We start from the raw sequence: 13,197 nt of genomic DNA, 5'->3' as shown, positions 1-13,197 counted from the left end.
GCAGCTTGGTGACCGCTTTGCGGATCACCTCGACGTGTTCGGCGGCGCCCGTGGCCTGGTCGGCCCGCTCGGCGAACATGTCCCGCAGCTGCTGCGCCGACGGCAACCGGACCTTGCCGGCCAACAGACGCCACGAATCGGGGTTGGCGGCCAGGTGGTCACCGAGGGCCAGCGAGGACCCGAGCACCGCGAACAACCGGCCGCGCAGACTCCGGTCCTGCAGCAGCGCGGCGTCGAGTTCGGCCCAACCCGGCCCGAGCGCCTCCGAGAGCCGGACGATGGCCTTCAGCGCGGTGTCGGCGTCGGGGGCGCGCGACAGCGACCACAGCAGCTCGACGTGGGCGTCGGTGTTCCAGCCCAGGCTGTCCAGATCGGCCTGCGCCGTCGGCTCCACCAGTCCGAGCCGCCCGACGCCGGGCAGCTTGGGACGCTGTGTCGCGGGTTTGGCCACGCCCAACAAGGTAGCGCGGCCCGACCGTTGTCAAAGGGACAGGTAGGTCTTCAGCTCGTACGGCGTCACGTGACTGCGGTAGTTCTCCCACTCCCTGCGCTTGTTGCGCAGAAAGAAGTCGAACACGTGCTCGCCGAGCGCCTCGGCGACCAGTTCGGAGTTCTCCATCTCGCCCAGCGCGACACCGAGGCTGCCGGGCAGCTCCTTGTAGCCCATCGCGCGGCGTTCCTCGGGGGTCAGGCTCCACACGTTGTCCTCGGCCTGCGGGCCCAGCACGTAGTTCTTCTCGATGCCCCGCAGCCCGGCGGCCAGCAGCACCGCGAAGGTCAGGTACGGGTTGCAGGCCGAGTCGGGGCTGCGCACCTCCACCCGTCGCGACGACACCTTGTGCGGGGTGTACATCGGGACGCGCACCAGCGCCGAGCGGTTGGCCGCACCCCACGACGCCGCGGTCGGCGCCTCACCACCGTGCACCAGCCGCTTGTAGGAGTTCACCCACTGGTTGGTGACGGCGCTGATCTCGTTGGCGTGCTCGAGAATGCCTGCGATGAACGACTTCCCGACGTCGGAGAGCTGCAGCGGATCGTCGGGGCTGTGGAACGCGTTGGTCTCACCCTCGAACAGGCTCATGTGGGTGTGCATCGCCGAACCGGGATGCTCGGCGAACGGCTTGGGCATGAACGACGCCCGCACACCGTCGCCGAGGGCGACCTCCTTGACGAGGTAGCGGAACGTCATCACGTTGTCGGCCATCGACAGCGCGTCGGCGTAGCGCAGGTCGATCTCCTGCTGGCCGGGCGCCCCTTCGTGGTGGCTGAACTCGACCGAGATCCCCATCTGCTCGAGCGCGTCGATCGCGTGACGACGGAAGTTCGGTGCCGAATCATGCACGGCCTGGTCGAAATAACCGCCATTGTCAGCCGGAGTCGGCGGGGTCCCGTCATCCGGCCCGGGCTGCAGCAGGAAGAACTCGATCTCGGGGTGCACATAGCAGGAGAAACCGAGATCGCTGGCCTTGGACAGCTGGCGGCGCAGCACGTGGCGCGAGTCGGCCCACGACGGCGAGCCGTCCGGCATGGTGATGTCGCAGAACATCCTCGCGGAGTGATGCTTGCCGGAGCTGTCGGCCCAGGGCAGCACCTGGAATGTCGACGGATCGGGACGCGCCACCATGTCGGCCTCCGAGACGCGGGCGAAGCCCTCGATGGACGACCCGTCGAAACCGATGCCCTCTTCGAACGCGCCCTCGAGTTCGGCGGGCGCGATCGCGACCGACTTGAGGTATCCGAGCACGTCGGTGAACCACAGCCGGACGAAGCGGATGTCACGCTCCTCCAGCGTGCGCAGCACGAATTCCTTCTGCCGATCCATGCCCGAAGCCTAGGTTCCGCCTGTTAATTCTGTGTTACGAGCCCGCTAGCACCGCAAACCGGCAGGCGGCGGCGTGGAGTTGACCAGGAAATCGACCGTGGCGGTGTCGACACAGGCGTCGCCGTTGAACACCACCGTGTGCTGGGTGCCCTCGAAGGTGATCAACCGGGCATCCATCTGACGCGCCAGATTCACCCCGGCCTCGTACGGAGTGGCCGGGTCGCCGGTCGTCGACACCACCACGACCTTGCCGGGTCCGGGCGACGCCGCGACGCCGACCACCGGTGTCGGCGGCACCGGCCACATCGCGCACATGTCGCGCGGCGCATGCCCGGTGAACTCACCGTAGGACAGGAACGGCGCGACCTCCCGGGAACGCCGGTCCGCCTCCACCCAGGTGGCGGTGTCGGTCGGGTAGACCGCGTCGACGCACCGGATCGCGTTGAACGCGTCCTGCCGGTTCTTGTAGTGCCCGTTGCGGTCCCGCTGCTGATAGTCGTCGGCGAGCAGCAACAGGTCGCCGGGATCGGTGCCACGCTGCAGTCCCAGCAGGCCGCTGGTCAGGTAGGGCCAGTACCGCTGCGAGTACAGGCTGCTGACGGTGCCGGTGATCGCGTCCTGGTAAGTCAGCCCTCGCGGGTCGCTCGTCGCGGCCGGGCGGGTCACCAGCGGGTCGACCAGTTGATGGAAGCGGGCCACGAACTGTGCCGGGTCGTTGCCCAGCGGGCATCCCGCCGACTCGGCGCAGTCGGCGGCGTACCTGTCGAAGGCCTTCTGGAAGCCGGCCATCTGGTTCATGCTCTCGGTGATCGGGTCGAGGCTCGGGTCCACGGCGCCGTCGAGGACCATCGCCCGCACCCGGTCCGGGTACCGCGCGGCATAGACCGATCCGAGTTGGGTGCCGTAGGAGAAGCCGAGGTAGTTGATGCGGTCCTCGCCGAGGGCGTCGCGCACCACGTCCATGTCCCGCGCGGCGGTCGCCGTGCCGACGGTGGCGAGGAACTCGGCGCCCATCCGGTTCAGGCACTGCGTGGCGAAGGTGCGCAGCACCTCTTCGATGTGGGCGACGCCGGCGGGACTGTAATCGGCCATGGGTTCGGCGCGGAACGCATCGAACTCGGCGTCGGTGCGGCACCGCAGTTCCGGTGTCGAATGCCCGACGCCGCGCGGGTCGATGCCGACGAGGTCGAAGTGCCGGCCGATCTCACTGCCGGCCAGCGCCGCCCCCATCGACGCCGCGGTGTCGACCGCCGAGGCGCCGGGCCCGCCGGGGTTGACGACGAGCACGCCGATGCGCGACCCGGACGCCGGGACCTTGATGACGGCCAACTGCGCCTGCGCACCATCGGGTTTCGCGTAGTCGACGGGCACCGCGACGGTCCCGCACTGCGCGGCGGGGATCCGGGAGGTGTCCGCGACCCAGGGACTGCACGAAGTCCACACCGGCGCAGTGGAGTACGACTGTTCGGGATCTCCGGGTGCGGCGGCTGCCGACGGGCACAGCGCCGCCGATGTCACGGCCAGCGCTGCGATCAACCGGGCGGCGCGCAACATGGCAGCCATCGTTGCACGGGAGCCGGGCAGCGGTCTCCCCCTGGGACGCAACGGTGACCGGGCCGTTACCAGCTCAGCACCGGGTGTCCGGCGGCGGCACGGTCACGTCGACGAGGTAGCGGGTGGTGATCTCGTCGATGCACGAGTCGCCTTGCAGCGCAACGGTGTGCTGGGTGCCCTCGAAGGTCACCAGGGTGCCGTCGAGTTGACGGGCCAGATCGACACCGGCCTGGTACGGAGTGGCCGGATCGTTGGTGGTCGAGATCACCAGGATGGGCGGCAGCCCGTCGACGTCGATCTCGTGCGGGGTGCTCGTCGGCGGTATCGGCCAGAACCCGCAGGTGCCCATCGGGGCCAGCCCGGTGAACTCGCCGTAGGCCATGAACGGCGCGGCCTCACGGACCCGGCGGTCCTGTTCGACCAGGGTGGCGCGGTCGGTGATGGCAGGCTTGTCGACGCAGTTGACCGCGATCCGCGAATCGGTGCCGTTATTGTAGTGCCCCTGTGCGTCCCGGCCCATGTACAGGTCGGCCAGCGCGAGCATCGTGTCGCCGCGGCCCTTTTCGATCTCGGCGAGCGCCTGGGTCAGGTGCCGCCACAGCCCGGGCGAGTACAGCGGCAGGATGGTGCCGACGACCGCGTCGTTGTAGCTCAGCCCGCGCGGATCGGTGGTGTCGGCCGGCTCGTCGACCAACGGCCACACCAGGGACCGGTACACGTCGACGGCCTTGGCCGGGTCGGTGCCCAGCGGGCAGTCGGGGTCGATGGCGCAGTCGGTGGCGTAGTCGTCGAAGGCCTGCTGGAACGCCGCGGCCTGACGGACGTCGGCCTCGACCGGGTCGGCGTTGGGGTCGATGGCGCCGTCGAGGACCATCGCGCGCACGTTCTGCGGGTAGGCCTCGGCGTAGCCGGCCCCGATGCGGGTGCCGTACGAGTAGCCCAGGAAGGTCAGCTTCTCGTCACCGAGCGCGGCCCGCAGCGCGTCGAGATCCTTGACCACGCTCTCGGTTCCCACGTTGCCGAGGAATTCCAGGCCCATCTTGTCCACGCAGCGCTGCACGAACTCCTTGGTGAGCTTCTCCAGGTGCGCCACCCCCTCGGGGGTGTACTCGACGACGTTGTCGGCGCGCAGCCGGTCGTGGTCGGCGTCGCTGTTGCACCACACCGCCGGTGTGGATTCCGCGACGCCGCGCGGGTCGAAACCCACCAGATCGAACCGCTGCCGCACCTCTTCGGGCAGCGTCGCGGCCATCACGGCGGCCGATTCCTTACCGGACTTCCCCGGCCCGCCCGGGTTGACGATCAGCGAACCGATCTTGTCCCCGCCGGCCTTGATCCGGAGCAGCGCGATCTGCGCGACGTCACCGTCGGGGTCGTCGGGATTGTCCCAGTCGACGGGCACCGACAGCATGCCGCACTCGGCCCCGGGCGGGATGCGCACCTGATCGGACGGTCCCGCACCGCACGGCCCCCACTCGATGGGAGTGCCTGGCCGCGGCACCGCGATCTCCGCCTGACCCGACACCACCTGGCTGCAACCGGCGGCCAGCAGCACGGCCAGCGTCAGCATGAGACCGGATCGCGCGGTCGCGGGCGTGAGCTTCATGGCACCACATGCTGCCATGACCGGGCGTCGGCGCTGGCACGGCGCGTGGCGGTGGGCGCTACCGGGCGGCCCGCCCGACGGAATCGAGCAGTTCGCAGAGCGCGACGTCGAATGCGTCCGCCATGTCCCACAGGTCGGGCAGCAGCTCGGGGCACGACACGATCCCGACGTCGAGGTTGCCGGACAGCGACATCACCGTCATGTTCAGGCCCGAGCCGTGGAAGATCGGCCCGAGCGGATACATCGCGATGACCTCGCACCCGAGCATGTACAGACTGCCCTGCGGACCGGGCACGTTGGAGATCACCAGATTGTGCACCGGCCGGGCGCCGCTGAGCCTGCTGCTCGCGTACACCCGCATCGCGGCGCCGAACACCGCTGGCGCGGCGAACTGGGTCCAGTCCTGCAGCAGGGTCGCAGCGATCGCCGAACTATGCTGTTTGGCAACGGAATTCGCCTCAGCGATGGCCATCAGGCGTTCGACGGGGTCCTCGATGTTGGTCTCCAGACGGGAGAACATCCCCGACACCTGGTTGCGGCCCGGGCGGTCGGATTTGTCGTGCACCGAGACCGGAACCATCGCCACCAGCGAGGTCGCGGGCAGCTCGCCACGCTTACCCAGAAAGGTGCGCAGCACACCGGAGACGAGCGCCATCACCACGTCGTTGACCTTGACGCCGTAGTGGTTCTTCACCGTCTTGATGTCGTCGAGGTCCAGCTGGGCGAACGCGACGTTGCGGTGCGCGGTCACATTGGCGTTGAACGCGGTTTTGGGCGCTGCGAACGGCGGCGCCATCGTCAGGCCGTTGCGGGCCCGCCGGACGGTGTCGACGACCGTCGACACCGTGTTCGGCACCACGTTCACCAGTTTCAACGGTCTGGTCGCGAAGCGCACCGCGCCGCTGAGCGCGATCTCCAGCTCGGTGCCGCCGCCGGACCCGTCGACCGGGTCCGGCGGCGGCGCATCGGGCTCGGTCGTGCACAGCTTCGACATCAGGTTCGCGCCGGTGACCCCGTCGACGGCGCAGTGATGCACCTTGGTCATCACCGCGATACGGCCACCGGCATGCGCGTCGGTGCCCGCGACGTTCTCGATCACCCACATCTCCCACAGCGGCCGTGTCCGGTCCAGCGGCAGCGACGCGATGTGGCCGCAGATCTCCGCAAGCTCGGTGCGGCCGCCGGGTGACGGCAGCCCGATCCGGTGCAGATGGCGGTCTACGTCAAAGTCCTTGTCCTCCACCCACACTGGGTGATCGAGGTTGAACCGGCTGTCGGCGATCTTCTCCCGGAATTCGGGCATGGCCTTGATCCGGAGCTCCAACCCGTCGCGCAGACGGTCGAAGGTGTATCCGCTCGGCATGGTGGACGTGTCGAGCTCCAGAATGGAGCAGACATGCAGTGGCTGGGCTGCGGTTTCGAGGTACAGGAAGCTGGCGTCGAGTCCGCTGAGCCGTTGCATGTCGCCGATGGTATGCCCGGGCGGCACCGGTGTGAGCAAATCCACTCAACGCGGCGTTCATCTTCAGGTAACACAGTGGCAGACTGGACGGGTCAGCGAACCCGGGGACCCGAATCGGGCCTCGAGGATTCACAACGACTCGCCCTTTGGGAGACGACGATGTCTGAGCAGTCCGTGTACGGTGCTGTCGCCACAGATTCCGGTTCAACTACCGCCCCCAAGCCGCGGGTGAAAGTCCGCACCCACCACCTGCAGAAGTGGAAGGCCGAAGGCCACAAGTGGGCCATGCTGACCGCGTACGACTTCTCGACGGCGGCGATCTTCGACGACGCGCAGATCCCGGTGCTGCTCGTCGGGGACTCCGCCGCGAACGTCGTGTACGGCTACGACACCACGGTGCCGGTCACGCTCGACGAACTCATCCCGCTGGTCCGCGGTGTCGTCCGCGGCGCCCCGCATGCGCTGATCGTGGCCGATCTGCCGTTCGGCAGCTACGAGGCCGGACCGCAGCAGGCGCTGGCCAGTGCCACCCGGATGCTCAAGGAAACCGGCGCGCACGCGGTGAAGATCGAAGGCGGTGAGCGCATCACCGATCAGATCGCCGCGCTCACCTCGGCGGGCATCCCGGTCATGGCGCACATCGGCTTCACCCCGCAGAGCGTCAACGGTCTCGGCGGTTTCCGGGTCCAGGGCCGCGGCGACGCCGCCGAGCAGACCATCCACGACGCGATCGCGGTGCAGGAGGCGGGCGCCTTCGCCGTGGTGATGGAGATGGTGCCGGCCGAGCTGGCGACCCAGATCACCGGCAAGTTGACCATCCCCACCGTCGGCATCGGCGCCGGACCGAACTGCGACGCGCAGGTTCTCGTGTGGCAGGACATGGCCGGCATGACCAGCGGCCGGACGGCCAAGTTCGTGAAGCGCTTCGGCGGGGTCGGCGACGAGCTGCGACGCGCCGCCACCGAATACGCGCGGGAGGTCGCCACGGGCGTCTTCCCGGCCGAAGAGCACTCCTACTAGGCGCGGGGCCCGAACTCGGGCTTGCGTTTCGACAGGAACGCGTCGACACCCTCACGCCCGTCCGGGGATTCGGCGCGCGCGGCGATCAGCCGGCCCTCCAGCTCCATCTGCTGCTCCAGGCCGTTGCCGAACGTGTCCGACAGCAACGCCTTGACCCCGCCGTTGGATCCCGCCGACGTCGCTGCCATCTGCTCGGCGAGGTCGTCGGCCCGTGCCTTCAGCTGATCGTCGGCGACCACCTCGCCGACGAGGCCCCACTGCCAGGCCTCCTGCGCCGAGAGCGTGCGGTTGGTCAGCATCAGCTGCTTGGTCTTGGCCGTGCCGATGAGGCGCGGCAGGTGGTAGGACGCGCCGCCGTCCGGGCTCAGGCCGACGCGGGTGTAGGCCATCGTGAACGACGCGGACTCCGCGGCCAGCACCAGATCGCCGGCGACCGCCAGGGAGAAACCGGCGCCCGCGGCGGTGCCGTTCACCGCGGTGATGACGACCGCGTCCATACGCGCCAGCGTCGAGACGGCGCGGTGCAGGTCGTCGGCGACGCCCTTGAGGTGACGCCCCCGGCTCGGCGCGGACGCGAAGTCCTTCAGATCACCCCCGGCGCAGAAGAACCGCCCGGCACCGGTGAGGACGACGACCCTGGTCGCGGCGGTGTCGCAGCGCGCCGCCGCGACGGCCAGTTCGCGAGTCATGGTGGCGTTCATGCCGTTCGCCGCGTCGGGGCGGTTCAGCGTGATGCGCGCGATCGCACCGGTCTGCTCGAAGGTGATGGTGTGGAATTCGGTCACACACGGACTGTAGCGGCTACAGTTTGCCTTCCAGGTACTCGGCCCGGCAGGCCCGGCGCGCCAGCTTCCCACTCGTCGTGCGCGGAATCACGCCGGCGGCAACCAGTTTGATCTCCTTCAGCGGCAGCGCGTGACTGCGCGACACCGCGGCGCGGATCGCCTCCTGGATGGGGCCGGCATCGGCGCGGCCGGCGCCGGGAGCGCGTTCGGCGACGATGACGACCTCTTCGCGGCCGTCGCCGGGCACCGAGAACGCCGCGACGAACCCGGTCCGCACCGCCGAGGACGCCGCGGCGACGGTCGCCTCGATGTCCTGCGGGTAGTGATTGCGACCGTCGACGATCACGAGGTCCTTGACGCGGCCGGTGACGTAGAGCTGGCCGTCGAGGTACACCCCGAGGTCACCGGTGCGCAGCCACAGCGCGTCTTCGGCGCAACCCTCGGCGTGGCTGTTGTAGAGCTGGCGGGTCTGGATCTTGTTCTGGAACGTCAGCTCGGTCTCGGAGCGCCGGCCCCAGTAGCCGCGGCCGATGTTGTCGCCGTGCAGCCAGATCTCGCCGACCCGGCCGTCGGGCAGCTCGGCATCCGTGGCGGGGTCCACGATCACCGCCCACTGGCTGCGGGCGACGTGGCCGCAGGACACCTGGGCGACCGCGTTGGGATGGTCGGCGCCGACGCGCACGGCCTTGCCCAGGGACAGTTCGTCGCGGTCGAGGTAGGTCGCCTCGGCGCGGGCCTGAGGCCCGATCGTCGAGACGAACAGCGTGGCCTCGGCCATGCCGTAGGAGGGCTTGACCGCGGTCTCGGGCAGTCCGTAGGGGCCGAACGCGTCGTAGAACTTCTGGATTGAGGCCATGTTCACCGGCTCGGACCCGTTGATCAGCCCGGCGATGTTGCTGAGATCGAGGGTGTCCCCCGCCGGCGGCAGACCGCGCTGCGCGGCCAGCTCGAAGGCGAAGTTCGGCGCCGCCGCGAACGTCGGCGTGTCGGACGCGCCGAGTTCCTTGATCCAGCGGTACGGCCGGCGCACGAAGGACACCGGCGACATCAGCGTGATGTGACCGCCGCACAGCGCCGGGAACATGATCATCAGCAGGCCCATGTCGTGGAACAGCGGGAGCCAGCTGACGCTGCGGATGTTGTGGTCCAGACCCACGCCGTCGATCATCTGGACGACGTTCGTGCAGGCCGATCGGTGCGTGATCTCCACGCCGGCAGGCGCACGGGTGGAACCGGACGTGTACTGCAGGTAGGCGATGTCGTCGGTGTTCAGCGGTGCCGGGATGAACCCTTCGCCGACGGCGTCGGGCACCGCATCGGTGGCGATCAGCCGGGGGCGACGCTCGCGCGGCAGCTTGCGCAGGAAATCCCGGACGGGCTGGGCTGCGGCGGTGGTGGTCAGCACGACAGTCGGTTCGGCGTCGTTGAGCACCGCGTCGAGCCGGTCGGTGTGGCCGGGTAGTTCCGGCGCGAACAGCGGCACCGCGATGGTGCCGGCAAGGATCGAGGCGAAGAATCCGACGACGTAGTCGACACCCTGCGGCGTGAGCACAGCGACCCGGTCACCAGGCTTGGTCACCTGCTGCAGCCGGGCTCCGACCGCGTGTAGCCGCGTTCGAAGCTGGTTCCAGCTCAGTTCGACGGTGCAGTCGCGGTCGAAATCGAGATACCGGTAGGCCGGTGTGTCGCCCAGCTCCGCGACGTTACGGTCGAGGAACGAGGTCAGCGTCACGCCGGCCGGGATCGCTATGTTGCCTTCGCGGTCGAGGTAGTCGTCGAGCCGCATCACTGGACTCATAAGAGCATTCTAAGAGAACGATCGTGAATTTCGCTCACCCACCCCCGGGCGAGTCGATATCAATTTGCCACCGGTCGCCGGACGGCGGCCGGGGTTCACGTGGATGTGGCACGCTGTGGTCCCCCGCACCACCTCAGAGACAGGGTGACCATGACTGCCACATCGCCCGAAACCTCCAGGTATACGGAGACGGAGCGCAAGTTCGACGTGGTCGAGGCGACCGTGTCGCCGTCTTTCGACGGTCTGTCGGCGGTCGCCCGAGTGGAGAAGTCCCCATCACAATCGCTCGATGCTGTCTACTTCGACACACCGTCGCGTGACCTCGCGTGTCACCGGATCACCCTCCGTCGACGCACCGGCGGTCCGGACGCGGCCTGGCATCTGAAGTTGCCTGCCGGGGCGGACAGCCGTACCGAGGTGCACGCGCCGCTGGCCGAGGACGGCTCCGACGAGGCGACCGTGCCGGAGAGTCTGCGCGACATCGTGCTCGCGATCGTGCGGGACCGCCCGCTGGCGCCGGTGGCGCGCATCACCACGGCCAGGAACGTCGAAGTGCTCTACGGACCGGACGGCACCGCGGTGGCCGAGTTCTGCGACGACCAGGTGACGGCGAGTGCGGTCGGTGGCGAAGAGCAGCAATGGCGCGAGTGGGAACTCGAACTGCGCCCCGGTGCGGCCGCCGACGTGTTCGACAGAGTGACGAATCGGCTGCTGGATGCCGGGGCGGTGCCGGCCGGGCACGGCTCGAAGCTGGCGCGCGTGCTGGGCACCGAAACCCCCGAGACGGGTGCGGCCGCCGCGCCGGCTGATCCGGCGCGTCGCGCCGTGACGCAGCACCTCGCCGAGTTGATCACGTGGGATCGCGCCGTCCGCGCCGACGCGTGGGACTCGGTGCACCAGATGCGGGTCACGACGCGCAAGATCCGCAGCCTGTTGCAGTCGTCCGAGAGCTCGTTCGATTTCACCGGCCGGGAGTGGATCCTCGACGAGTTGCGCGAACTGGCCGGCGTGCTGGGCGTCGCCCGTGACGCAGAGGTGCTCGCCGAACGCTACGAGCGGGCCATCGACGCGCTGCCTGAGGCGAACGTGCGCGGACCCGTACGCGAACGGCTCGTCGAGGGCGCGAAGAAGCGCTATCAGACGGGGTGGAAGCGATCGCTGACGGCGATGCGTTCGCCGCGCTACTTCCGACTGCTCGATGCGCTGGAGGATCTGGTCTCCACCGACCCGCCGCGCGCCGGCACCGACGGCACTCCGGCCGAGCTGACGATCGATGCGGCGTATAAGCGGGTGCGCAAGGCGGCCAAGGCCGCTCGCGTCGCCGCAGCGGACGGTGGCACCGACCCCGACGAGGCGTTGCACCGAATCCGCAAGCGCGCCAAGCAGCTTCGGTACACCGCCGCAGCAACCGGGCAGACCAAGGTGGCCGAGCGGGCCAAGGTGATCCAGTCGCTGTTGGGCGACCATCAGGACAGTGTGGTGAGCCGGAGCCACCTGAGTCGGCAGGCCCAGGTGGCCCATTCCGCGGGCGAGGACACCTTCACCTACGGACTGCTGTACCAGCAGGAGGACGACCTCGCCCGGCGGTGCGAGGAGCAGATCGAGGATGCCTTGCGTCAGCTCGACAAGTCGGTGGGCAAATCCTGAGCTGCGCGAGGGGCGGACGAGCTGGCCTGTAAGCCGGATTCTGTTCCTCACCACCGTGTCCGGCGGCGAGGCGGCGACCATCCATCTGGACACACCGTTGCCGGGTGCCTCAAGCGGCCTACCCGCAGGCTCGGGCGAGCAACCCTCGAGCGCCTGCGCGGCCGCAACCAGGTTGCGGCCTTCTTGGCCTTGCTTCGGGTGGGGTTTACCAAGCCACCCCGGTCACCCGGGATGCTGGTGCGCTCTTACCGCACCTTTTCACCCTTACCGCCCCGTCGCCCGAAGGCTCTGGGGTGGCGGTCTGTTTTCTGTGGCACTTTCCCGCGAGTCACCTCGGATTGCCGTTAGCAATCACCCTGCTCTGTGAAGTCCGGACTTTCCTCGACACCAGGGGTGCCGCGGCCGCCCGGCCAGCTCATCCGCCCTCACACGGTAATGGGTCGAATGCCCATTCTGGTAATGAACCGCACCAGTCGGGCCGCGGTGCCGCTCGGCGGTCACGCGGCGTCGAAGGTGATGAGGTCGATGGAGAGTCGGCCTTCGGCCAGGCTGAGCCGTCGTCGTACCGGCGGTCCGGGCAGCACCGGGGCGATCGAGGTGTAGGTCGCCCCGGTCGGCGTCACATACTCCGCGCGATGCTCGCCGTTCTCCTCACCCGTACTGACCCGCCAACCCGGCGCTTCTTTGGCGTAGTTGCAGGCCTCGCACAACCCGAGCCCGTTACCCGCGCTGGTCTTTCCGTCGCCCCGGGCCGGAACCGCGTGATCGTGATGGCGGATCGGAGCATTGCAGTACGGCGTCCGGCACGTCCGATCCCGACGCTGCAACAACAGCGCCAGCCCTTTCGGGAAGATCCGGGCTTTGGATTCCATCGCGACCAGCTGCCCGCTGGCGGGATGACGGTAGAGGCGCCGCAGCGTGGCCTTGGGTTCGGCATCGGCGACCGCCTCACCGGTCAGGGCGCGGCAGAACCCCGCCGGCACCGGTCCGTATCCGTCCAGCCAGCCGAGTTCGTCGTCGTCACCGGCCAGGGTGGTATCGGCCATCACCAGGTTCAGCGCGATCGGCACCGGCTGGGTCGCGGGATGGCCGGTGACCCGCTCATACACCGTCTCGGCCATCACCTGCCCCCCCGGGCGCCCATCGGCACTGGTGTCGGCGGCTTTCTTGCAGGCCGCATACAAGCCCACCCCCTTCGCCAGCGGAAGCCGCACGCTGACACAGACCATGGTGTCCGACACCGGCCGCACACTGACCGCACAATCCGCGACCGCCGCCCGCCCGCGCGCCACCACCGCCGCTGCATCCAGACGCGCGGCGATCGTCTTGGCCTCGGCCTCGACCCGGTTGTTCCCCCACCCCGCGAGCCTGGCGACATCGGCGCACAGTTCGGCGTCGAGCTCCCGGCGGTGTTGCACGCTCAGACACGCTGATTCGCGCACGATCAGGGTGGCCCGCCATTCCGAGAGCACCCCGGCCTCCAGCGCGGCCAGGGTGTGGGGC

Annotated in this window: 9 protein-coding genes, 1 other RNA gene and 1 pseudogene; 2 read left to right on the top strand and 9 right to left on the bottom strand. The window is 69.0% G+C overall.

Annotated features, from left to right (window positions below; genetic code table 11):
- From ASJ79_RS07090 to ASJ79_RS07070, 5 genes and pseudogenes are all read right to left on the bottom strand, one after another.
- Positions 1-451 (bottom strand): annotated as a pseudogene (locus tag ASJ79_RS07090) (bifunctional [glutamine synthetase] adenylyltransferase/[glutamine synthetase]-adenylyl-L-tyrosine phosphorylase); the annotation flags it as partial.
- A gap of 30 nt (positions 452-481) precedes the next feature.
- Positions 482-1,822, bottom strand: a complete 1,341-nt coding sequence (gene glnA, locus ASJ79_RS07085; RefSeq protein ID WP_067954020.1) for a type I glutamate--ammonia ligase — start codon at positions 1,820-1,822, stop codon at positions 482-484.
- Between the two features lie 45 nt (positions 1,823-1,867).
- A complete protein-coding gene (locus tag ASJ79_RS07080) occupies positions 1,868-3,385 on the bottom strand; it encodes an alpha/beta hydrolase (protein WP_067954019.1) in 1,518 nt (505 codons plus the stop codon).
- 64 nt (positions 3,386-3,449) lie between these two features.
- A complete protein-coding gene (locus ASJ79_RS07075; protein WP_156448311.1) occupies positions 3,450-4,982 on the bottom strand; it encodes an alpha/beta hydrolase in 1,533 nt (510 codons plus the stop codon).
- 58 nt (positions 4,983-5,040) lie between these two features.
- Positions 5,041-6,444 (bottom strand): wax ester/triacylglycerol synthase family O-acyltransferase, encoded by a 1,404-nt coding sequence (locus tag ASJ79_RS07070; protein WP_067954017.1) that lies wholly within the window; start codon positions 6,442-6,444, stop codon positions 5,041-5,043.
- Between the two features lie 159 nt (positions 6,445-6,603).
- Between ASJ79_RS07070 and panB the strand changes: the two genes are divergently transcribed.
- A complete protein-coding gene (panB, locus tag ASJ79_RS07065) occupies positions 6,604-7,464 on the top strand; it encodes a 3-methyl-2-oxobutanoate hydroxymethyltransferase (protein WP_067954016.1) in 861 nt (286 codons plus the stop codon).
- On the opposite strand, the gene ASJ79_RS07060 is transcribed toward panB, so the two are convergent.
- Positions 7,461-8,249 (bottom strand): enoyl-CoA hydratase/isomerase family protein, encoded by a 789-nt coding sequence (locus ASJ79_RS07060; protein ID WP_067954015.1) that lies wholly within the window; start codon positions 8,247-8,249, stop codon positions 7,461-7,463. The genes panB and ASJ79_RS07060 overlap by 4 nt on opposite strands.
- A 16-nt stretch (positions 8,250-8,265) precedes the next feature.
- Positions 8,266-10,047, bottom strand: coding sequence for a fatty acyl-AMP ligase (locus ASJ79_RS07055; protein WP_067954014.1), 1,782 nt, complete (start codon positions 10,045-10,047; stop codon positions 8,266-8,268).
- Between the two features lie 150 nt (positions 10,048-10,197).
- On the opposite strand from ASJ79_RS07055, the gene ASJ79_RS07050 reads away from it, so the two are divergent.
- Positions 10,198-11,694, top strand: a complete 1,497-nt coding sequence (locus tag ASJ79_RS07050; RefSeq protein ID WP_067954013.1) for a CYTH and CHAD domain-containing protein — start codon at positions 10,198-10,200, stop codon at positions 11,692-11,694.
- A 13-nt stretch (positions 11,695-11,707) separates the two neighbouring features.
- On the opposite strand, the gene rnpB is transcribed toward ASJ79_RS07050, so the two are convergent.
- An RNA gene (rnpB, locus tag ASJ79_RS07045) (RNase P RNA component class A) lies at positions 11,708-12,112 on the bottom strand.
- A gap of 79 nt (positions 12,113-12,191) precedes the next feature.
- The coding region (locus ASJ79_RS07040) for an HNH endonuclease (protein ID WP_067954012.1) at positions 12,192-13,197 on the bottom strand (1,006 nt) is incomplete at its 5' end.

The organism is Mycobacterium sp. NAZ190054, from assembly GCF_001545925.1.
GTDB lineage: Bacteria > Actinomycetota > Actinomycetes > Mycobacteriales > Mycobacteriaceae > Mycobacterium.
This window is presented reverse-complemented; position numbering and strand designations above follow the sequence as displayed.

Bases quoted from the DNA above. Each gene is read 5' to 3' on its own strand.
- glnA (WP_067954020.1), bottom strand. From the start codon at position 1,822: ATGGATCGGCAGAAGGAATTCGTGCTGCGCACGCTGGAGGAGCGTGAC.
- ASJ79_RS07080 (WP_067954019.1), bottom strand. From the start codon at position 3,385: ATGGCTGCCATGTTGCGCGCCGCCCGGTTGATCGCAGCGCTGGCCGTG.
- ASJ79_RS07075 (WP_156448311.1), bottom strand. From the start codon at position 4,982: ATGAAGCTCACGCCCGCGACCGCGCGATCCGGTCTCATGCTGACGCTG.
- ASJ79_RS07070 (WP_067954017.1), bottom strand. From the start codon at position 6,444: ATGCAACGGCTCAGCGGACTCGACGCCAGCTTCCTGTACCTCGAAACC.
- panB (WP_067954016.1), top strand. From the start codon at position 6,604: ATGTCTGAGCAGTCCGTGTACGGTGCTGTCGCCACAGATTCCGGTTCA.
- ASJ79_RS07055 (WP_067954014.1), bottom strand. From the start codon at position 10,047: ATGAGTCCAGTGATGCGGCTCGACGACTACCTCGACCGCGAAGGCAAC.
- ASJ79_RS07050 (WP_067954013.1), top strand. From the start codon at position 10,198: ATGACTGCCACATCGCCCGAAACCTCCAGGTATACGGAGACGGAGCGC.